At 70.8% G+C, this 20,074-nt stretch carries 17 protein-coding genes; 14 read left to right on the top strand and 3 right to left on the bottom strand.

Translation table 11 applies throughout. The features are described from left to right. Positions 1–114: 114 nt before the first annotated feature. A complete protein-coding gene (locus AC3EUV_RS36675; RefSeq protein ID WP_435604784.1) occupies positions 115–678 on the bottom strand; it encodes a GNAT family N-acetyltransferase in 564 nt (187 codons plus the stop codon). Positions 679–1,452: 774 nt separating this feature from the next. Between AC3EUV_RS36675 and AC3EUV_RS36670 the strand changes: the two genes are divergently transcribed. The 4 genes from AC3EUV_RS36670 (at position 1,453) to AC3EUV_RS36655 (ending at position 6,147) form a co-directional block, all read left to right on the top strand. Next, positions 1,453–4,005 carry a DUF4118 domain-containing protein gene (locus AC3EUV_RS36670; protein ID WP_432146952.1) on the top strand — a complete coding sequence of 851 codons (2,553 nt, stop codon included), beginning with the start codon at positions 1,453–1,455 and terminating at the stop codon, positions 4,003–4,005. A 79-nt stretch (positions 4,006–4,084) separates the two neighbouring features. Next, positions 4,085–4,768, top strand: coding sequence for a response regulator (locus tag AC3EUV_RS36665; RefSeq protein ID WP_432146951.1), 684 nt, complete (start codon positions 4,085–4,087; stop codon positions 4,766–4,768). Positions 4,769–4,860: 92 nt separating this feature from the next. After that, positions 4,861–5,259, top strand: a complete 399-nt coding sequence (locus AC3EUV_RS36660) for an OB-fold nucleic acid binding domain-containing protein (RefSeq protein WP_042159737.1) — start codon at positions 4,861–4,863, stop codon at positions 5,257–5,259. Between the two features lie 3 nt (positions 5,260–5,262). Further along, positions 5,263–6,147 (top strand): DUF3159 domain-containing protein, encoded by an 885-nt coding sequence (locus tag AC3EUV_RS36655; protein WP_435604783.1) that lies wholly within the window; start codon positions 5,263–5,265, stop codon positions 6,145–6,147. 76 nt (positions 6,148–6,223) lie between these two features. On the opposite strand, the gene AC3EUV_RS36650 is transcribed toward AC3EUV_RS36655, so the two are convergent. Both AC3EUV_RS36650 and AC3EUV_RS36645 read right to left on the bottom strand, forming a co-directional pair. Further along, a complete protein-coding gene (locus AC3EUV_RS36650) occupies positions 6,224–6,895 on the bottom strand; it encodes a potassium channel family protein (RefSeq protein WP_435604782.1) in 672 nt (223 codons plus the stop codon). Then, a complete protein-coding gene (locus AC3EUV_RS36645; protein WP_432146948.1) occupies positions 6,892–7,560 on the bottom strand; it encodes a potassium channel family protein in 669 nt (222 codons plus the stop codon). Before AC3EUV_RS36645 ends, AC3EUV_RS36650 begins: the two co-directional genes overlap by 4 nt. 328 nt (positions 7,561–7,888) lie before the next feature. On the opposite strand from AC3EUV_RS36645, the gene AC3EUV_RS36640 reads away from it, so the two are divergent. From AC3EUV_RS36640 to AC3EUV_RS36595, 10 genes are all read left to right on the top strand, one after another. Further along, on the top strand, positions 7,889–9,847 hold the full coding sequence (locus AC3EUV_RS36640) for an NAD-binding protein (RefSeq protein WP_432146955.1): 1,959 nt from the start codon (positions 7,889–7,891) through the stop codon (positions 9,845–9,847). 275 nt (positions 9,848–10,122) lie between these two features. Further along, positions 10,123–12,174: an APC family permease gene (locus AC3EUV_RS36635; RefSeq protein ID WP_432146947.1), complete on the top strand. Its 2,052-nt coding sequence runs from the start codon at positions 10,123–10,125 to the stop codon at positions 12,172–12,174. Positions 12,175–12,313: 139 nt separating this feature from the next. Next, complete coding sequence (locus tag AC3EUV_RS36630; protein WP_432146946.1) at positions 12,314–13,642, top strand: class I SAM-dependent RNA methyltransferase; 1,329 nt, start codon at positions 12,314–12,316, stop codon at positions 13,640–13,642. Positions 13,643–13,931: 289 nt separating this feature from the next. Further along, complete coding sequence (locus tag AC3EUV_RS36625) at positions 13,932–14,378, top strand: histidine kinase dimerization/phosphoacceptor domain-containing protein (RefSeq protein WP_432146945.1); 447 nt, start codon at positions 13,932–13,934, stop codon at positions 14,376–14,378. A gap of 122 nt (positions 14,379–14,500) precedes the next feature. Then, the gene (locus AC3EUV_RS36620) at positions 14,501–14,944 is read left to right on the top strand and encodes a hypothetical protein (protein ID WP_432146944.1); all 444 of its coding nucleotides are present in this window, start codon (positions 14,501–14,503) and stop codon (positions 14,942–14,944) included. Between the two features lie 13 nt (positions 14,945–14,957). After that, positions 14,958–15,869 carry an ABC transporter ATP-binding protein gene (locus tag AC3EUV_RS36615; RefSeq protein WP_432146943.1) on the top strand — a complete coding sequence of 304 codons (912 nt, stop codon included), beginning with the start codon at positions 14,958–14,960 and terminating at the stop codon, positions 15,867–15,869. Between the two features lie 3 nt (positions 15,870–15,872). Further along, the gene (locus tag AC3EUV_RS36610) at positions 15,873–17,498 is read left to right on the top strand and encodes an ABC transporter permease (RefSeq protein WP_432146942.1); all 1,626 of its coding nucleotides are present in this window, start codon (positions 15,873–15,875) and stop codon (positions 17,496–17,498) included. Between the two features lie 503 nt (positions 17,499–18,001). Then, complete coding sequence (locus AC3EUV_RS36605; protein ID WP_435604781.1) at positions 18,002–18,337, top strand: ArsR/SmtB family transcription factor; 336 nt, start codon at positions 18,002–18,004, stop codon at positions 18,335–18,337. Next, positions 18,337–19,074: a cation efflux transmembrane domain-containing protein gene (locus AC3EUV_RS36600; protein ID WP_435604780.1), complete on the top strand. Its 738-nt coding sequence runs from the start codon at positions 18,337–18,339 to the stop codon at positions 19,072–19,074. Before AC3EUV_RS36605 ends, AC3EUV_RS36600 begins: the two co-directional genes overlap by 1 nt. Then, positions 19,071–19,694 (top strand): methyltransferase family protein, encoded by a 624-nt coding sequence (locus AC3EUV_RS36595; protein ID WP_435604779.1) that lies wholly within the window; start codon positions 19,071–19,073, stop codon positions 19,692–19,694. The genes AC3EUV_RS36600 and AC3EUV_RS36595 overlap by 4 nt, the downstream gene beginning before the upstream one ends. The last annotated feature ends 380 nt before the right edge of the window (positions 19,695–20,074 follow it).

Below are 20,074 nucleotides of genomic sequence, written 5' to 3'. Positions count from 1 at the left end.
CCCCCCCCCCCCCCCCCCCCCCCCCCCCCCCCCCCCCCCCCCCCCCCCCCCCCCCCGGCGCCGCCCCCTTCCCACCGTCCGCCCCACCCCCACCCCACTCCCATCCCCCTTACCTCACCAGACGTCGCCGTCGCGCCAGTCGCAGGTGAGGTCGGAGTCGAGGTCGAGTGGGGTGGCCGCAGCCGGCAGGACGTAGATGCAGCCGTCCTCGTCGGCGGTGCGCTGGATGCCGTCCGGGGTGAGTGACCAGGAGCGGCCGTGCCACTGCTGCCAGCCTCGGGCCGCGTAAAAGGTCGCGGCCTCGTCGGCGGCGCCGAGCGCGCCCAGGTCGTAGCCGCTGTGCACCACCCGCTCCAGGGCGTCCATCAGGGCCGCGCCATGGCCACGGCCGCGCCGGTCCGCGCGTACGCCGACGCCCTCCACATATCCGCAGCGCAGCGCCCGGCCCCCGTGCAGCAGTCGTCGTTGTACGACGCTCGCGTGCCCGATCAGTTCGCCGTCCTCGTGGATCAGGGCGTGCAGTCCGCCGAGTGCGTGTTCCCAGTCCTCGGCGGTCATGTCGTCGAAGACGTCGTAGAGGAGGGTGCGGGCCGCCTTGAGGGTGGTGACGTCCAGATCGGCGGTGTGGGCGATGCGTACGTCGGTCAGGCGGGGCGTCGTCAGATGTGCCTCGGTCATGGGGGCATCGTCGCAGTCGGCCGGTGCCCGGGCGACGGCATTTTTCCGGCCATGGTTCATGCCTTTCCACCGGCCGTTCGGCGTCAGTGAGGCGTCAGGGAAGGCGTGTTGGGCTGGTGCGCCTCCGCCCCGGCCGGTGTCATGGAGCCAGGACGGGGCGCTCTGCGCCGCCGGGCAGCCGCCGCACGACGACGGTCCGTGGTGCCCGCCGCGCCCGGGTCCGGCCCCTCAGCCGGACGTCCCGGCGGGCGTCGCGTACCTCTTCGCGCGGCGCCCGCCCGTATGCGGCGGGACGGGCCGCACCCCGACCCCGGCCTATTGGGACCACCGGCTGCCGGCTCGGCCTCACCATCCCCCTGGCGACCCTGGCGACCCTGGCGACCCTGGCGACCCTGGCGACCCTGGCGACCCTGGCGACCCTGGCGGTCCCGCCGACCCCGCCCGGGCCCCGCCTGCTCATCGGCTCGCCACCCCGATCGCTACCACCTCACCCACAGCCCCCACACACGCCCACAGCCCCACCCCCCCACAAGAGCGCGGCCGACGCCGGGCCCGGCGCGGCGGCCGTGCCGCGGGAACGCGGCGAGTGGGCGCGCCACTGGCCCTACGACGGGCTGCCCGGCCTCGACCACATACCCACCCCCACCCCCCATCAGAGTCCCGTCAAAACCCACCCCTCACCCCCCAACTGCGCCCTTTGTCCCCTTGTTGGCTGGGTAGGGTCGCAGCAGGTTCAGCCCGGTGGGGGCGGCCTTCACGTAAGACAATGGGGCCATGGCACGCGGCAAGCTACGGATCTATCTCGGCGCGGCACCAGGCGTCGGCAAGACATACGCGATGCTGTCCGAGGCGCACCGGCGTGTGGAGCGGGGGACGGATGCCGTCGTGGCGTTCGTGGAGCACCACGGCAGGCCCCGTACGGAGGTCATGCTGCACGGGCTGGAGCAGATTCAGCGCCGGGAGCTGGAGTACCGCGACGCGGTTTTCACCGAAATGGACGTGGACGCGGTGCTGGCCCGTCTGCCGGCCGTGGCGCTGGTCGACGAGCTGGCGCACACCAACGTGCCCGGTTCGCGCAACAGCAAGCGCTGGCAGGACGTCGAGGAGCTGCTGGAAGCGGGGATCCATGTGATCTCGACGGTGAACATCCAGCATCTGGAGTCGCTCGGTGATGTCGTCGAGTCCATAACGGGTGTGCGGCAGCGCGAGACCGTGCCGGACGAGATCGTGCGCAGGGCCGATCAGATCGAGCTTGTCGACATGTCGCCCCAGGCGGTCCGCCGGCGGATGGCGCACGGCAACATCTACCAGCCCGACAAGGTGGACGCGGCCCTGTCGAACTACTTCCGTCCGGGCAACCTCACGGCGCTGCGCGAGCTGGCGCTGCTGTGGGTCGCCGACCGGGTGGACGAGTATCTCCAGGAGTACCGCGCGGAGCATTCGATCCGTTCCACCTGGCAGGCGCGGGAGCGCATCGTCGTCGGGCTGACCGGCGGGCCGGAGGGGCGCACGCTGATCCGTCGTGCGGCCCGGATGGCGGCCAAGGGCTCGGGCAGCGAGGTGCTCGCCGTCTACATCGCGCGCAGCGACGGGCTCACCTCGGCCTCGCCCAAGGAACTCGCCGTCCAGCGCACCCTGGTGGAGGACCTCGGCGGGACGTTTCACCACGTCATCGGCGACGACATACCGAGCGCGCTGCTGGAGTTCGCGCGCGGCGTCAACGCCACCCAGATCGTGCTGGGCTCCAGTCGCCGCAAGGCCTGGCAGTACATCTTCGGGCCGGGGGTGGGCGCGACGGTCGCCCGGGACTCCGGGCCCGATCTCGATGTGCACATCGTCACCCACGACGAGGTCGCCAAGGGCCGGGGGCTGCCGGTGGCGCGCGGTGCGCGGCTGGGGCGGACCCGGATCATCGCCGGCTGGCTCGTCGGCGTGGTCGGCCCGGTGCTGCTGTCGCTGCTGCTGACCAGCATCGCGAACGGTCCCGGCCTGGCCAACGACGTGCTGCTCTTCCTCTTCCTGACGGTCGTCGCGGCGCTGCTCGGCGGGCAGCTGCCGGCGCTGGCGTCGGCCGCGGTCGGCTCGCTGCTGCTGAACTTCTACTTCACACCGCCCACCCACACCCTCACGGTCAGCGACCCCAAGAACCTCGTCGCCATCGTGATCTTCTTCGCGGTGGCCGTCTCGGTCGCCTCCGTGGTGGACCTCGCCGCCCGCCGCACCCACCAGGCCGCCAGGCTGCGCGCCGAGTCGGAGATCCTGTCCTTCCTGGCGGGCAGTGTGCTGCGCGGTGAGACGACCCTGGACGCCCTGCTGGAGCGGGTGCGCGAGACCTTCGGGATGGAGACGGTGGCGCTGCTGGAGCGGGCCGGCGATGTCGAGCCGTGGACCTGTGCGGGCCGGGCCGGTACCGACCACGGCACGCCGCTGCGGCGCCCCGAGGACGCCGATGTCGACATGCCCGTGGGTGACCACATGGCGCTGGCGCTGACCGGCCGGGTGCTGCCCGCCGAGGACCGCCGGGTGCTGGCCGCGTTCGCCGCTCAGGCGGCCGTGGTCCTGGACCGGCAGCGGCTGGTGGGCGAGGCGGAGCGGGCCCGGGAGCTGGCCGAGGGCAACCGCATCAGGACGGCGCTGCTGGCCGCCGTCAGCCATGACCTGCGGACCCCGCTGGCGAGCATCAAGGCCTCCGTCACCTCCCTGCGCTCCGACGATGTCGCCTGGTCCCCGGAGGACGAGGCGGAGCTGCTGGCCGGCATCGAGGCGGGCGCCGACCGGCTGGATCATCTCGTCGGAAATCTTCTGGACATGTCCCGGCTCCAGACCGGCACGGTCACCCCGCTGATCCGGGAGATCGACCTCGACGAGGTGGTGCCGATGGCGCTGGGCGGTGTGCCGGAGGGCAGTGTCACCCTCGACATCCCCGAGGAGCTGCCGATCGTCGCCGTCGATCCGGGGCTGCTGGAGCGTTCGGTCGCCAATCTCGTCGAGAACGCCGTGAAGTACAGCCCGGACGGGGCGGCGGTGCTGGTCTCGGCCAGTGCGCTCGGTGAGCGGGTGGAGCTGCGGATAGCCGACCGCGGGCCGGGGGTGCCGGACAGCGCCAAGGACCGGATCTTCGAGCCCTTCCAGCGCTACGGTGACGCGCCGCGCGGTGCCGGGGTGGGGCTGGGGCTGGCCGTGGCGCGCGGTTTCGCGGAGGCGATGGGCGGCACGCTCGCCGCCGAGGACACCCCCGGAGGCGGGATGACCATGGTGCTGACCCTCCGCGCCGCGCCCGGCCGCCCGCCGGCCCGGCCTGATCTTCCGGCCCAGGCCACGACATGAGCGGGACCGCACGGATCCCCCGCATCCCACGCCCGGCGGGCCCGCCCCGCCGGGAGACGACATCACGAGGAGAACGCCAGTGAACCGGGTGCTTGTGGTTGATGACGAGCCGCAGATCGTGCGGGCGCTCGTGATCAACCTGAAGGCGCGCAAGTACGAGGTCGACGCCGCCCCCGACGGGGCCACCGCCCTGAAACTCGCCGCCGCCCGCCACCCCGATGTCATCGTCCTCGACCTCGGTCTGCCCGACATGGACGGCGTCGAGGTGATCAAGGGGCTGCGGGGCTGGACGCGGGTGCCGATCCTGGTGCTGTCCGCCCGGCAGACCTCCGACGAGAAGGTGGAGGCGCTGGACGCCGGCGCGGACGACTACGTCACCAAGCCGTTCGGCATGGACGAGCTGCTGGCCCGGCTGCGGGCGGCGGTGCGCCGGGCCGAGCCGACCGGTCCGGCCGAGGACGAGGTGATCGTGGAGGCGGAAGGTTTCTCCGTCGATCTCGCCGCGAAGAAGGTCAACCGCGGCGGCCGGGACATCCGGCTGACCCCCACCGAGTGGCATCTGCTGGAGGTCCTGGTCCGCAACGCGGGCCGGCTGGTCAGCCAGAAACAGCTGCTCCAGGAGGTCTGGGGGCCCTCGTACGGCACGGAGACCAACTATCTGCGGGTGTACATGGCCCAGCTCCGCCGCAAGCTGGAGAGCGACCCCTCGCATCCCAAGCACTTCATCACGGAGCCGGGGATGGGCTACCGGTTCGAGCAGTAGCGCCCCGGCGGCCGGCCGCGGCTTTGTGCGGTGGGTACGAACTCCGCGCGCGGGCCGTGATCCCGGTCCCCGGCCACCGGTACGCTGGGGCCATGAGTGCTGGGACCCGATCCGAGAAGCCGGCAGGTCGTTTCCGCCGGCTGCTCGACAGGCTGTCCTCCTCCGAGGAGGAGTTGCAGTCCGCCGAGCTGCAACAGGACGCGCAGGACGCGGGATGCACCCGTATCTGCGACTGTGACGACCGGCAGATAGTGAAGGTCACCGGCACCCTGCGGCATGTCACGCTGCGCCCGCGCGCCGGTGTGCCCGCGCTGGAGGCGGAGCTGTTCGACGGCTCCGCGGCGCTCGACGTGGTGTGGCTCGGCCGCCGCTCCATCGCCGGGATAGAGCCGGGCCGCAAGCTCATCGCCTCGGGCCGGGTCTCCCTGAGCCACGGACGCCGGGTGCTCTTCAATCCGAAGTACGAACTCCGACCGCTCGGACAGGAGTAGCCGGTGACGTCTCACGACCGACCGACCACTGACGCGCATGCCGATACGGAACCCTCCGCAGGCCCCTCGCCCGCCTCGCCCGACCCGGGCACCGAAGGAGCCGCCGACGGCAGGCAGGTGACCGAGGCGGCGCTGTTCGAGGCGTTCGGCGGGGTCCGCGGCATGGTGGAGACCGTCGTCCCCGGCCTGCTGTTCGTGACGATCTTCACGATCAACAAGGACCTGCACCTCTCGGCGATCGCCGCGCTGGCCGTCTCGCTGGTGCTGGGGGTCCTCCGCCTCATCCGCAGGGACACCGTCAAGCACGCCTTCAGCGGCGTCTTCGGGGTGGCCTTCGGTGTGGTCTTCGCGATGATGACCGGCAACGCCAAGGACTTCTACCTGCCGGGCATGCTCTACACCCTCGGCCTGGCCCTCGCCTACATGATCACCACGCTCGCGGGCGTGCCGCTGATCGGGCTGATCCTGGGACCGGTGTTCAAGGAGAACCTCTCCTGGCGCACCCGCAACCCGGGCCGGAAGAAGGCGTATGCGAAGGCCAGCTGGGCCTGGGGGCTGATCCTGTTCGCCAAGTGCGCGATCCTCTTCCCGCTGTATTGGTGGGCGGACACCACCCAGCTCGGCTGGGTGTTGATCGCGCTGAAGATCCCGCCGTTCCTGCTGGCGGTCTATCTCACCTGGGTCTTCCTGGCGAAGGCGCCCGCGCCGATCGATGTCTTCGCTGAGATGGAGGCGAAGGAGAAGGCCGAGGAGGAGGCCGAGGAGCGGCGCCGCGCCGAGCGCGAGACGCTGGACCGGGTCGCCGACGACCTCGGCAGGGACCTCGTGCAGGAGGCCGCGGCCGAGCCGCAGTCCGACCGGCCGCAGGGCGGCCGCCACCGCCGCTGACGCGACACGGAAACGCCGGGGCCCGGGAACCGCTTGGTTCCCGGGCCCCGGCGTTTTTTCCGGTCTCCGCCGGGCGCTACGCGTCCTCGCGCCGCACCGACAGCAGGTCCTCCAGCTGCTCCTCACGCGACTGCGCCGCCACGAACAGCAGCTCGTCGCCGGCCTCCAGCGCGTCCTCCTTGTTGGGCGTGAGCACCCGCGTCCCGCGGATGATCGTGACCAGGGAGGTGTCCTCGGGCCAGTCGACATCGCCGACCCGGGTACCGGCCAGCGCGGCCTCCGGGGGCAGCGTCAGCTCGACGAGGTTGGCGTCACCGTGGCTGAAGCGCAGCAGCCGGACGAGGTCGCCGACGCTCACCGCCTCTTCGACCAGGGCCGACATCAGACGCGGTGTGGAGACCGCGACATCGACGCCCCAGGACTCGTTGAACAGCCACTCGTTCTTCGGGTTGTTGACCCGCGCGACCACCCGCGGCACCCCGTACTCGGTCTTGGCGAGCAGCGAGACGACCAGGTTGACCTTGTCGTCGCCGGTCGCCGCGATGACGACGTTGCAGCGCTGGAGCGCCGCCTCGTCGAGCGAGGTGATCTCGCAGGCGTCGGCCAGCAGCCACTCCGCCAGCGGCACCCGCTCGACCGAGATGGCGGTCGGCGCCTTGTCGATCAGCAGGATCTCGTGACCGTTTTCGAGGAGTTCACCGGCGATGGAACGGCCCACGGCGCCCGCGCCCGCAATCGCAACCCTCATGACTGCGCCCCCTCAGGACCCGTGGCGAATGCCGCTTCGACCTTCTCGACCTCGTCGGTGCGCATCATCACGTGCACCAGGTCGCCTTCCTGCAACACCGTCTGCGAGGTCGGCAGCATCGCCTCGCCCAGCCGGGTGAGGAACGCGACGCGGACGCCGGTCTCCTCCTGGAGGGTGCTGATCTTGTGGCCCACCCAGGAGGCCGCGGTGTGCACCTCGGCGAGCTGGACGCCGCCGCTCGGGTCGCGCCACAGCGGCTCGGCGCCCGACGGCAGCAGCCGGCGCAGCATCTGGTCGGCCGTCCAGCGGACGGTCGCGACGGTGGGGATGCCCAGGCGCTGGTAGACCTCGGCGCGGCGCGGGTCGTAAATACGGGCCGCGACATTCTCGACACCGAACATCTCGCGGGCCACCCGGGCGGCGATGATGTTCGAGTTGTCACCGCTGGAGACGGCCGCGAAGGCACCCGCCTCCTCGATGCCGGCCTCGCGCAGGGTGTCCTGGTCGAAGCCGACGCCGGTCACCCGGCGGCCGCCGAAGGACGAGCCCAGGCGGCGGAACGCGGTCGGGTCCTGGTCGACCACCGCGATGGTGTGCCCCTGGCTCTCCAGGGTCTGCGCGAGCGCGGAGCCCACCCGTCCGCACCCCATGATGACGATGTGCATGCTGATTACCCCGTGCCCTGTACTAGCGCGCTGACCTGCACAAACACCCTGCTCACTACCTTCTTCTCCCAGTACCGGCGACACGGAGCCACGGCTCGTGACAGGACCGGATGCGACAGCGAGAGCGCCGGGCGCACCGTGGTCCGGTACAACCGTAGCCGTAATGGCGGTTCCGGTAGGGGGCGCGGTGGGCCCCGGTCTCCGCGGATCCGCACCGCCGATGCCACGGCCTCCTGAGCCGGGCTGCGCCGCGTCGCGCCCTTAAGGCACGCTACGAGGTGTGCCCAACCTGCCTCTCCAGCCCCAACAGGGCTCCTCCACCTCGCACATGGTGGTCTGCGGCGATGATGCGCTGGCCCATCGCCTGGCCGCCGAGCTCCGGGATGTCTACGGCGAACGGGTGACGCTCGTCGTTCCCTCCGCCCGGGAACCGCAGCGCCCCCGTATTCCGCCACCGGCCGGTGCGCTGGGCCGGGCCGGTGCGCTGCTGGGCCGGGTGTCGGCGGCGATGGTGCGTCCCGCGCCGCTGTCGTCCGAGGCCGCCGGGGACGGGGCGGAGCCGGCGGAGGAGACGTTACGGATCCTGGAGGCGGCGCAGCCGGACGACGCGGCGCTGACCGATGCCGGGATCGCCGGGGCGGGCGCGCTGGCCCTGGTCTACGACGACGATGAGCTCAACATCCATGCCGCGCTGCGTGCCCGCCGGCTCAACCCCCGGCTGCGGCTGGTCATCCGGCTCTACAACCGCAAACTAGGCCAGCATCTGGAGGAGTTGCTCGACCAGGCGGCGGCGGTCGCCGCGCTGGGCTCCGAGGACGCCGGGGACGTGGAGGAGGCGGGCGCGACCACGACCGTGCTGTCCGACGCGGACACCGTGGCCCCCGCGCTGGCGGGCGCGGCGGTTGCCGGCACCAGCAGGGTCATCGAGGCGGACGGGCTGCTGCTGCGGGCCGTGGAGCGTGCGCCGGTGCCACCCGGCCGGCCCGGCGGCCCCGGATTGTGCACCCTCGCGCTGCTGTCCCCGTCCGCCAACGACCCGGCGGACGCGGCCGGTTCGGCGGACGGGGACGAGGGGCCCGTCATGCTGCCGGACGACGCCACGACCGCGGCCGCCGCCGGCTGCGGCACCGTCGTCCTGGAGACCGTCTCCTACACGGGCCGGCCCATACGGCGCCGATGGCTCCGCGGCCGGGGCGCACCGCTCGCCTCCCTCTTCTCCCGGCGGCTGCGCTGGTCCCTGGCCGGGGTCGTCGGTGCGGTGCTGGCGCTGGCCGTCGCGTCCTCCCTGACCATGGGCGAGGACCCGGTGCACGCCGTCTACCTCTCGCTGCTGGACCTGTTCGCCATCAACGACCCGGCCGTCAACGATCCGGCGCCCCGGAAGGTGCTCCAGCTGCTGTCCGGGCTGACCGGGCTGTTGCTGCTGCCGGTGCTGGTCGCGGCGGCGTTCGAGGGGCTCGGGACCTTCCGCAGCGCCTCGGCGCTGCGCCGTCCGCCGCGGGGGCTGTCGGGCCATGTGGTGCTGCTGGGCCTCGGCAAGGTCGGCACCCGGGTACTGGCGCGGCTGCACGAGATGGGCATCCCCGTGGTGTGCATCGAGGGCGACCCGGAGGCCCGGGGCATCGCCCTGGCCCGCCGGCTGCGGGTGCCGACCGTCCTGGGGGACGTCACACAGGAAGGTGTCCTGGAGGCCGCGATGATCGAGCGGGCGGCCACCCTGCTCGCCCTGACCAGCGAGGACACCACGAATCTGGAGGCCTCTCTCTATGCCCGCTCGGTCAGCCCCCGGCTCCGGGTGACGCTGCGGCTGTTCGACGACAGGTTCGCCACCGCTGTCTACCGCACCCTGCGCGCCGCGCACCCAGGGGCGCTGACCCGCAGCCGGAGCGTCACGTACCTGGCCGCGCCCGCCTTCGCCGGCGCGATGATGGGGCGCCAGATCCTCGGGGCCATTCCGGTCGAGCGCCGGGTGCTGCTGATCGCCCGGTTCGAGGTACGGGGCCATGCCGCGCTGGAGGGCCGTACGGTCGCCGAGGTGCTGCGGCCGGGCCGGCTGCGGGTACTGGCGGTCGACACCTCCGCCCCCGACGATCCGGAGCCGGACGCCGCGAGCGCCGCCGCCCCGCCCCCGCCGGACGGGGAACGCACCCCGGCACAGCTGGTGCACGAACTGGGCGACGACTACGTCCTCCGGCCACAGGACCGGGTGCTGCTGGTCGCCACCCGGCAGGGCCTGGGCGAGCTGCACGCCCGGAACCGGCGGCGGGCGGAGGCCCGGCAGGGGTGACCGGAGAGGGGCGGGCGGCCGCGCACCGTAGTACCCACCGTGACCCGGTCATCGCACCCAGCGACAGCATCACCAACCCCGTGACGAATACCACGAAGGCATCCCAGACGGGGCCGTGAGGTGCATATGACGTGCGGATCTTGTGGAGGTGAGGCCCGTGAGGCGCCCCTCAGCAGGCCGGATGCGCCTCGGTCGCCTCGATCCGCCCCTCCGGGCCGCATACCGTGCGGGGAGCGGGTGGGCGCGGACCTTGACGAAGGCTTAGCATCCTCTGCGTGTCCAAACTGACCGACGTGCCCAAACGGATCTTGATCGGGCGCGCACTGCGCAGCGACAAGCTCGGGGAGACCCTGCTTCCCAAGCGCATCGCACTCCCCGTCTTCGCCTCCGACCCGCTGTCCTCCGTGGCCTACGCGCCGGGCGAGGTGCTGCTCGTCCTGTCCGTCGCGGGTGTGTCTGCGTACACCTTCAGCCCCTGGATCGCGGTCGCGGTCGTGGTGCTGATGTTCACCGTTGTCGCGTCGTACCGGCAGAACGTGCACGCCTACCCGAGCGGTGGCGGCGACTACGAGGTCGCCAACACCAACCTCGGCCCCAAGGCCGGTCTCACCGTCGCCAGCGCGCTGCTCGTCGACTATGTGCTGACCGTCGCGGTCTCCATCTCCTCCGGAGTGGAGAACCTGGGCTCCGCGATCCCCTTCGTGGTCGAGCACAAGACCCTGTGCGCGATCGCCATCATCGTGCTGCTGACGCTGATGAACCTGCGCGGCGTCAAGGAGTCGGGCAAGCTCTTCGCGATCCCGACCTATGTCTTCGTGGCCGGCGTCTTCATCATGATCGCCTGGGGTGTGATCCGCGGCGTCGTCATGGGCGACACCATGAAGGCCCCCACCGCCGACTACACCATCCACGCCGAGCAGGGCGGCCTGGCCGGCTTCGCCCTGATCTTCCTGATGCTGCGCGCCTTCTCGTCCGGCTGTGCCGCGCTCACCGGCGTCGAGGCGATCTCCAACGGTGTGCCGGCCTTCCGCAAGCCGAAGTCCAAGAACGCCGCGACCACTCTGGCCCTGATGGGCGGCCTGGCCGTCACCATGTTCTGCGGCATCATCGGCCTGGCCATGGCCACCGACGTCAGGATGGCCGAGAACCCGGCCACCGACCTGCTCCTCAACGGCAAGCCGATCGGCTCCGGCTACACCCAGAACCCGGTCATCTCGCAGGTCGCCGAGGCGGTCTTCGGCAAGGGCAGCCTCCTCTTCGTCATCCTGGCCGCCGCCACCGCGCTGGTGCTGTTCCTGGCCGCCAACACCGCCTACAACGGCTTCCCGCTGCTCGGCTCGATCCTCGCCCAGGACCGCTATCTGCCGCGCCAGCTGCACACCCGCGGTGACCGGCTGGCGTTCTCCAACGGCATCGTCCTGCTGGCCGGCGCCGCCGCGATCCTCGTCTACCTCTACGGCGCGGACTCCACCCGGCTCATCCAGCTCTACATCGTCGGCGTCTTCGTCTCCTTCACGCTCAGCCAGATCGGCATGGTCCGGCACTGGAACCGCCATCTGGTCACCGAGAAGGACCCGGCCAAGCGCCGCCGTATGCACCGCTCGCGCGCCATCAACGCCTTCGGCGGCTTCTTCACCGGCCTGGTGCTCGTCGTCGTCCTCCTGACCAAGTTCACCCACGGCGCCTGGGTCGCGCTGCTCGGCATGGTCATCTTCTTCGTGACGATGTCCGCGATCCGCCGCCACTATGACCGGGTCGCCGACGAGATCGCCGCCGAGGACACCCCCGACGACGATGTGGTCCGCCCCTCCCGGGTGCACTCCCTCGTCCTGGTCTCCAAGGTGCACAAGCCCACCCTGCGCGCCCTGAACTACGCCAAGCTGATGCGCTCCGACAGCCTCGAAGCGGTCAGCGTGGACGTGGACCAGGCCGACACCCGGGCCCTGCGGGAGGAGTGGGAGCGCCGCGGCATCGAGGTGCCGCTGAAGGTCCTGGCCTCCCCGTACCGCGAGATCACCCGGCCGATCATCGACTACGTCAAGTCGCTGCGCCGCCAGAGCCCGCGCGACGCCGTCTCCGTCTACATCCCGGAGTACGTCGTCGGCCACTGGTACGAGCACCTGCTGCACAACCAGTCCGCCCTGCGCCTCAAGGGCCGCCTCCTCTTCACCCCCGGCGTCATGGTCACCTCGGTGCCCTGGCAGCTGGACTCCTCCGAGGCCGCCAAGCTGCGCGCCCGCAAGCGCGCGGAGTGGAACGCTCCGGGTGCGGTCCGCCGTGGCCCGGTCGCCCAGCCGAAGAAGGAGAAGGCCGCCACCAAGAAGTAGCGCGGGCTTTCCTCCGTTGGTGGCGGTCGTCCGCGCACGGGCCGGGGCACGGCCCACGGGACGTAGAATTGACGGCTGGCCTCCCTCCGGAGGCCGGCCCCCGTCCCCGCTCACCACCCACCTCAGGAGCCCTCCCGCCATGCAGGCAGAACCCAAGAAGTCGCTGGTCGGCGAGGAGTACGAGGTCGAGGTCGGCCCGGTCGCCCACGGCGGTCACTGCATCGCCCGCACCGACGAGGGCCAGGTCCTCTTCGTACGGCACGCGCTGCCCGGCGAGCGCGTCATCGCCCGCGTCACCGACGGCGAGGAGGGCGCCCGCTTCCTGCGCACCGACGCCGTCACGATCCTGGAGCCCTCCAAGGACCGGGTCGAGGCCCCCTGCCCCTTCTCCGGCCCCGGCCGCTGCGGCGGCTGCGACTGGCAGCACGCCGCCCCCGGCGCCCAGCGCCGCCTGAAGTCCGCGGTGATCGCCGAACAGCTCCAGCGCCTGGCCGGGCTCTCCCCCGAGGACGCCGGCTGGGACGGCACCGTCGAGCCCGCCCCCGGCGACAAGGTTGCCAAGGGCGAGGTCCCCGCCTGGCGCACCCGCGTCCAGTACGCCGTCGACGCCGACGGCCACGCCGGCCTGCGCAAGCACCGCTCCCACGACATCGAGCCGGTCACCCACTGCATGATCGCCGCCCCGGGAGTCTCCGAACTCGGCATCGAGAAGCGCGAGTGGCCGCAGATCGCCACCGTCGAGGCGATCGCCGCCACCGGCTCCCACGACCGCCAGGTCATCCTCACCCCCCGCCCCGGCGGCCGCCTCCCCATCGTCGAACTCGACAAGCCGGTCTCGGTCATGCGGGTGGGGGAGAAGGACGGCGGCGTGCACCGCGTCCACGGCCGCCCCTTCGTCCGCGAACGGGCCGCCGACCGCACCTGGCGGGTCGGCAACGGCGGCTTCTGGCAGGTCCACCCGAAGGCCGCCGACCTCCTGGTCGAGGCCGTCATGCGGGGCCTGATGCCCAAGAAGGGCGACATGGCCCTCGACCTGTACTGCGGCGTCGGCCTCTTCGCCGGCGCCCTCGCCGAACGCGTCGGCGACAAGGGCGCGGTCCTCGGCATCGAATCCGGCAAGCGCGCCGTCGAGGACGCCCGCCACAATCTCCAGGACCTCGACCGCGTCCGCATCGAACACGGCAAGGTCGACCAGATCCTGCCCCGCACCGGCATCACCGACGTCGACCTCATCGTCCTCGACCCACCCCGCGCCGGCGCCGGCAAAAACACCGTCACCCACCTCGCCTCCCTCACCCCCCGCCGCATCGCCTACGTAGCCTGCGACCCGGCCGCCCTGGCCCGCGACCTCAAGTACTTCGCGGAGGCGGGCTATGCACCGCGGCGGATGCGGGCGTTTGACTTGTTTCCCATGACGCATCATGTGGAGTGCGTTGTGGTGCTGGAGAGGGCAAATAAGGGCGCCTGACCTGCGGTTCGTGGTGCTCATCGCTCGCTCGACCTGTTTCCCTCCGCCCAACAGGTGAAGCGCCGGGCGCGTTTGCATACCCGCCTGATGTGCGGATTCAGGCGGGCACGGCGATGGCGGCACAAGGCGTCTCAGCGAGCACCTCGAATTGTTGACGCTCGCGTGACGCTCGTTCTGAAGGCCCATCACATCACGCGGGTGGCGTATTGCCGTCGGCAGCTATCTGCGGGCGGTCGATGAGCGCCGCCGGCAGGCCGTCCTCAAGGCCCGCAGGGAGCAACGGCTGCACATGGCGCGCGTGCTGCACGACTTCGTGGCGCACGAGTTGACCGGCATGCTCCTCGAAGTGCAGGCAGGGCAGGCCACGGCGTACGACCCGGAGCAGTATCGCGCCCTGCTGGGCCGGCTGGAGGAGTCGGGCCTGCGTGCCCTGGAGCAGATGGACCGGACGCTCCACGCACTGCGCGACGCCGAGGAGCAGTCCCGGCAGGAGGAACAGCAGACCCCGGGCCGGACGCAGGAAGCCGCCCAAGTCCCCACCCGCGTGTACGGGGTCGCCGACCTGCCCGACCTCACTGCCCGCTTCATCGAGTCCAGCGCCATTCCCACCGAAGTGGATCTCGCCGAGGACCTCATGGGTGGAGCGCTGGAGGCGGGGGCGGCCGGGAACGGCTGGCGGGTCGCGGGCACGCTGCCCATCGCCCCCGTCGTACGGACGCCTTCGGCGCCACAGTAGGGCGCCGAATGCCTCTGACCGCCGTGGAAGACGGATCACGGATCTCTGCCGAACGGCAGATGTGCCGAGCGGCCCGGACAGCGAATCTAGGTGACCACTTGATGACACAACCGGAGGTAATCGTGGTTCCCCGTACATGGTCGCGGAACGTCATGGCAGGCGTCGTCCTTGCCGCAGGTATCGGTCTCACGGGATGCGCCAGCGCCGAAGACGCGAAACCCGAGACGAAGAACTTCTCCTTCGGCGGCAGGACCCTGAACGTCAGGTCGCACGACATTCCCACCGACCTGGTCGCCGCGGAACGCAAGGACGTCAAGGTGACCCGCTGGTTCGACGTGGGCATGGGCGCCGACGAAGAGAGCAGCTGGAGCCTGAAGAAGGGAATCCTCGACCTCCAGGCCAAATGCAGCAAGATCGCCAACTGTGATGTGCGCTTCCGGGTGGAGGTGCCCAAGTCCCTGAAGGTGCTGCGCAACGGCCGTGCGACGGACCTCAAGGGTGCGAAGAACAAGGCGGCGGGAGCCATTCCGGCCGCCACCGTCCCGGTTGTCCGGTCCTGGGGCTAGGAGGCGAGACACCATGCTTGAACTCGTCGACATCACCAAGGTCTACCGCGGCGGCAAGCGCGCCGTGGACAGCATGACGATGCGTCTGGACAACGGAATGCTCGGTCTGCTCGGCCCCAACGGCGCGGGCAAGTCCTCACTCATGCGGATCGCCTCGACGGTCACCCGCCCCACCAGCGGCAGGGTCCTCTTTCACGGCACCGACGTGGTCGCCAAGCCGGACGTGCTGCGCCGCGCGCTCGGCTACCTCCCGCAGGACTTCGGGGTCTACCCCAATCTCACCTCGCGGGAGTTCCTCTCCTACCTTGCGGCGGCCAAGGGACTCTCGGCCCGCTCCGCACGCACCCGCATCGACGAACTCCTCCAACTGGTCAACCTCACCGAGGCGGTCAAACGCCCCCTCGGCAAGTACTCCGGCGGGATGATGCGCCGGGTCGGGATCGCCCAGGCTCTGCTCGCCGATCCGCAAGTGATCATTGTGGACGAGCCCACCGCCGGTCTCGACCCCGAGGAGCGCGTCCGCTTCCGCAACCTGCTCAGTGACCTGGCCGCCGACCGCGTGGTCATGCTCTCCACACACATTGTCTCGGACGTCGAGTCGGTCGCCTCCGACATCGCGGTGGTGGCGCAGGGCCGCCTGCTGCGCCGCGGTTCCCCGGAGGACCTGCTCGCGGCCGTGGAGGGCTGGGTGTGGGAGGTCCTGGCCGACCCGGGCGATGTGCCCGCGCTCCAGCAGCGGCACCTGGTCAGCCGCATGGTACGCACCAGCAGCGGCGTACGCGTACGGCTGCTGACCCATGTACCGCCGTATGCGACGGCGCAGCAGGTGACGCCCGATCTGGAGGACGCCTACCTGGCCATCGTCAGCCAAGTGGTCGGCAGCACACAGGAGTTCGCCGGTCTGCCGCACCCGGAGGGGAGGTAGACCATGCGGATGCCCTTCAGGCTCGCCGTCGCGGACTTCTGGGACCGGGTGCGGCGCCCCGCCTACGCGGTGATCCTCTTCGCCGCCGTGGGCCTCGGCTACCTCGCCACCCCGGCCAAGGAGGCCGGCTGGGTCGTGATGCAGGTCGGTGACTACCGCGGTGCGTACAACAGTGCCTACGTCGGCATGGTCGTGGCCCTGGCCGGCGCAGTGTGGCTGTCGCTCGGTGGTTTCTACGTCGTACGCAACGCCATCTCGCGTGACGAGAGCACCGGTGTCGGACGTCTTCTGGCCGCCACACCGTTGAGCAACATGGCCTACCTGACCTCGAAGTTCCTCAGCAGCGTCCTGGTACTTGCGTCCATGCTGGGCGTCCTCGCCGTCACGGCAGTGGTGATGCAGCTGGCCCGCGGTGAGGCGACCACAGTCGACCCCGTCGATCTGCTGAGCCCCTTCGTCCTGATCGCGCTGCCGCTCATGGCGTTCACTGCGGCGGCCGCCCTGCTCTTTGAGGCCATTCCGTTCCTGCGGGCGGGCCTGGGAAACGTGCTCTGGTTCTTCATCTGGGCCTTCATCGCGATCGGTGGCCAGTCGCCGAATGCGCCGCTCGGCGGGATCGGTGTCCACCAGGTGGTGCAGTCCCTGGGCGACAGCATGAAGGCGCAGGGCATCGATCCCTCCGAGGCCGGTGAGTTCAGCCTCGGCCTCACCCTGGTCAGCAAGCCCCTGAAGACCTTCGAGTGGACGGGGTTCGACCCGAGCTCCGCATACCTTCTCACCCGCTGCGTGCTCCTCCTGATCGCCGTCGCGCTGGCCCTGGTGCCGGCCTTCTGGTTCCCCCGGTTCGACCCGGCACGCGGGCGGGAGCTCCAGGATCCGTCGGCACAGTCCGCCGACGACCGGACCGAGGACAGGAGCACGTTCCCGGCCATGCCGGTCGTGGCCATCCAGGAGGAGCCGGGTGCCGCGCGGTCCGACACGTTCGGAAACGTACCGCGGGCCCAGGTCAAACTGGGCAACTCGGCAGTACGGCTGCTCGTCGGCGAGGTGCGCGTCCTGGTCCAGGGCGTCCCGCTGTGGTGGTGGGCCGGCGTACTGACGCTCACCGCCGTGTCCCAGATGGTGACACCCGCGACCGGTGTCACCAGGATCCTGCTTCCGCTGGCCTGGATCTGGCCCGTGCTCATCTGGTCACGACTCGGTACGCAGCGGCACGAGCACGGGGTCGAGGCCATCCTCGGCGCCTATCCGGCCGCCCGCAGGCGGGTGCTGGCGGAATGGGGAGCCGGCCTTCTGCTCACCGCCGTGGCCGGAATCGGGCCGGCCCTGCGGATGCTCACGGGATCGGACGGACCCGGGCTGCTGCACTGGTTCCTCGGCGCCTTGTTCATCCCCTCGTTCGCCCTGGTGTTGGGCATGCTCAGCCGCACCCACAGGCTCTTCCAGGCGGCGTATCTGCCGCTGTGGTACGGGACGGTCAACGGCATCACGCCCCTCGACTTCATGGGCGCCCTGCGCGGCCCCGACGGCCTGCCGGCGGGCATGTCCCCGGCTCTGCTGATCGGTGCCACCGTGGTGATGCTCGCCACGGCCTTCGCAACGACCGCGGCCCGCCGCGTGGCGGGTTGAGGGGGCGCTGTGGGTGACGAACGGGTCATTGCTGCCACTGAGAGCCAGGTCGCCGAACTCCGTTGCGAGGTAGCGGAGTTACGTACGGCCAATGAAATCCCACACTCCCTCGTGAGCCATTACGTGTCCCGCTTCCAGCAGTCCGACCGGGCCGACGAGGCCACTGTCCAGGCTTACGCTCAGCGAGCCGGTCAAGCCCGTGGTGGCACCTTGCCTTCCAGGCGCTCTCCGCCCCTCGTCCACCTCACTGCGCCAAGCTCCGGCCGCGCATGCACGCCGCCCGGTTCACCACGTGCAGTCCGCTCCGGCCGCAAGCGGCTCTCATCACCTCACGAATGCGCGCGTGAGCGACCTTCTTTGACACCTTCCGACACAGGTCGCCACCAGCTCTTGCACCTCAGCGAGCCGGACTGCTAGCGGACGCAAGGACGCTTGCACCGGAGCGACCTGCCATGAGTCCAGCATTCCGTGAATTCACGATCGCGTGTACTGTCGATGGAGTGATGCTGACTCTCGCCGCCGACATCGAAGTACTGGCGCGCTTCGGCCGCGCCCTCGCCGATCCGATCCGATGCCAGCTCCTGCTGGCCCTCCGTGAAGCCCCGGCGCATCCATCTGATCTGGCCGACAAGTTGGGAATCTCCCGCACCCGGCTGTCCAACCATCTGGCATGCCTGCGTGACTGCGGCTTGGTCGTCGCCGTACCGGTCGGCCGACGGACCCGGTACGAGCTCGCCGATCCGCGCCTCGGGCACGCGCTTGACGACCTGCGCGCTGCCGTGGTGGCGGTTGCGGAGGACCGCACTTGCGCCGAGGCGGAAGAGAAGGGCTGCTGCTGATGGCCGACATCTCGTTGAGCCGGTCCCCGGGCCGCCGAGAAGCACTCACCCGCCGCATACGCTTACTGGTAGCGGCGACGATCACCTACAACGTCATCGAGGCCGTCGTCGCGATGACCGCGGGCACGCTCGCCTCCTCCACCGCACTGGTCGGCTTCGGCCTGGACTCCGTCGTCGAGATCTCCTCCGCCACCGCGGTGGCGTGGCAGTTCTCCGCACGCGACCATGCCGCGCGCGAAGCTCGCGAGAAGACCACCCTGCGGATCATCGCCGTCTCGTTCTTCGCGCTCGCCTGCTACGTCTCCGTCGACGCGATCCGGGCGCTGGCCGGCGGCGAGGAGGCGCACCGTTCTGTTCCCGGCATCGTGCTGGCCGCCCTGTCGCTGGCGATCATGCCCTTCCTCTCCGCCGCCCAGCGGCGGGCCGGTCGCGAACTGGGCTCGGCTTCAGCGGTGGCGGACTCCAAGCAGACGTTGCTGTGCACCTACCTCTCCGCGGTGCTCCTGCTGGGCCTCCTGCTCAACGCCACACTCGGTTGGAGCTGGGCAGACCCGATCGCCGGCCTGGTCATCGCCGCCATCGCCGTCAAGGAAGGCCGGGAGGCCTGGCAGGGCAAGGCCTGCTGCGCGGTCCCGCCCTCGACCCAGCACACACCTACCGCTGCCGAGGCAGCTGCGTGCGGCTGCCGTCCGGGCTGCTCCTGCTGCACCACCGACCCGAAGGAGGTCGTGCCATGACCGGCTGGGCCTGGACCGCATTCGCCTTGTACGCGACATGGACGGTGACGGCCTTCGGCGTGCGCGCGGCGATGCAGCGCCGCCGTACCGGAGACGCCGGATTCCGCGGTGTCTCCGGTCGGCCCGGATCGGCACCCTGGTGGGCCGGAGTGTTGTTCGTCGTGGCGCTGATCGGCGGAGCCGCCGCCCCGCTCGCTGCAACAGCCGGGCTGCCCCCGCTCTTCGGGGGCAGCATGGCGGCGCCACGCTGGGCCGGACTGGTCCTCGCCCTGGCTGGGATCGCGGTCACCCCTACCGCCCAGAGCGCTATGGGTGCTTCCTGGCGCGTGGGCGTGGATGCCGCTGAGCGCACCGAACTCGTCACGGACGGCCTGTTCGCACACGTACGCAACCCGGTCTTCACAGCGATGACCTGCACCGCCGCCGGCTTGGTGCTGATGGTGCCCAACCTGATCGCCGGACTGGCTCTGGTGGTACTGATCCTGGCGATCGAATTGCAGGTCCGCGGGGTGGAGGAGCCCTACCTGTCCGGCGTGCACGGCAGCGCGTACGACACCTACACCACCCGCGCCGGCCGCTTCATCCCCGGCATCGGCCGTCGCGCGGGGACAGGAGCCTGAGCGGCACATCCGCCCGGAGCCCATTCGGCCACCTGCGCGGAGGGAACAGCGGGGAGTGGCGGAGTCGATTCACGGCTCCCCTACTCCCCGCCTGGTGTGCCGACGGGTTCCGTGATTACCCGGCTGCGACTCCCTGCTTCTGGGGCGGAGTGGCAGTCGACCGTTCGTAGGCTGTGGACCGCATGCGGATGAGGCCGATCTGCCCCGGGGTGGGGTGAGTGGGTGAAGTTGGTTAGGCCCTTACGCACTGTCGGTGGTGACGCTCTGGGCTCGTGCACGCAGAGCGATGGGCCGAAAGAACCGCAGAGCTCGAACCACCGTGGACGCCCCCCCCCGAGTCGTGCCGCACCCATAGGATCGTGTAAGTTCTTCGAGTTGCT

This window comes from Streptomyces sp. bgisy130 (assembly GCF_057708345.1).
The sequence above is the reverse complement of the archived record's forward strand: the minus strand, read 5'-3'. Positions and strand labels throughout refer to the sequence as shown.

What these genes read in the sequence shown, in the direction of transcription:
- AC3EUV_RS36605 (WP_435604781.1), top strand. Translation starts at nt 18,002, where the DNA reads ATGCTGACTCTCGCCGCCGACATCGAAGTACTGGCGCGCTTCGGCCGC.
- AC3EUV_RS36640 (WP_432146955.1), top strand. Translation starts at nt 7,889, where the DNA reads ATGGTGGTCTGCGGCGATGATGCGCTGGCCCATCGCCTGGCCGCCGAG.
- AC3EUV_RS36630 (WP_432146946.1), top strand. Translation starts at nt 12,314, where the DNA reads ATGCAGGCAGAACCCAAGAAGTCGCTGGTCGGCGAGGAGTACGAGGTC.
- AC3EUV_RS36645 (WP_432146948.1), bottom strand. Translation starts at nt 7,560, where the DNA reads ATGCACATCGTCATCATGGGGTGCGGACGGGTGGGCTCCGCGCTCGCG.
- AC3EUV_RS36600 (WP_435604780.1), top strand. Translation starts at nt 18,337, where the DNA reads ATGGCCGACATCTCGTTGAGCCGGTCCCCGGGCCGCCGAGAAGCACTC.
- AC3EUV_RS36675 (WP_435604784.1), bottom strand. Translation starts at nt 678, where the DNA reads ATGACCGAGGCACATCTGACGACGCCCCGCCTGACCGACGTACGCATC.
- AC3EUV_RS36610 (WP_432146942.1), top strand. Translation starts at nt 15,873, where the DNA reads ATGCGGATGCCCTTCAGGCTCGCCGTCGCGGACTTCTGGGACCGGGTG.
- AC3EUV_RS36670 (WP_432146952.1), top strand. Translation starts at nt 1,453, where the DNA reads ATGGCACGCGGCAAGCTACGGATCTATCTCGGCGCGGCACCAGGCGTC.
- AC3EUV_RS36625 (WP_432146945.1), top strand. Translation starts at nt 13,932, where the DNA reads ATGGCGCGCGTGCTGCACGACTTCGTGGCGCACGAGTTGACCGGCATG.
- AC3EUV_RS36615 (WP_432146943.1), top strand. Translation starts at nt 14,958, where the DNA reads ATGCTTGAACTCGTCGACATCACCAAGGTCTACCGCGGCGGCAAGCGC.
- AC3EUV_RS36650 (WP_435604782.1), bottom strand. Translation starts at nt 6,895, where the DNA reads ATGAGGGTTGCGATTGCGGGCGCGGGCGCCGTGGGCCGTTCCATCGCC.
- AC3EUV_RS36660 (WP_042159737.1), top strand. Translation starts at nt 4,861, where the DNA reads ATGAGTGCTGGGACCCGATCCGAGAAGCCGGCAGGTCGTTTCCGCCGG.
- AC3EUV_RS36595 (WP_435604779.1), top strand. Translation starts at nt 19,071, where the DNA reads ATGACCGGCTGGGCCTGGACCGCATTCGCCTTGTACGCGACATGGACG.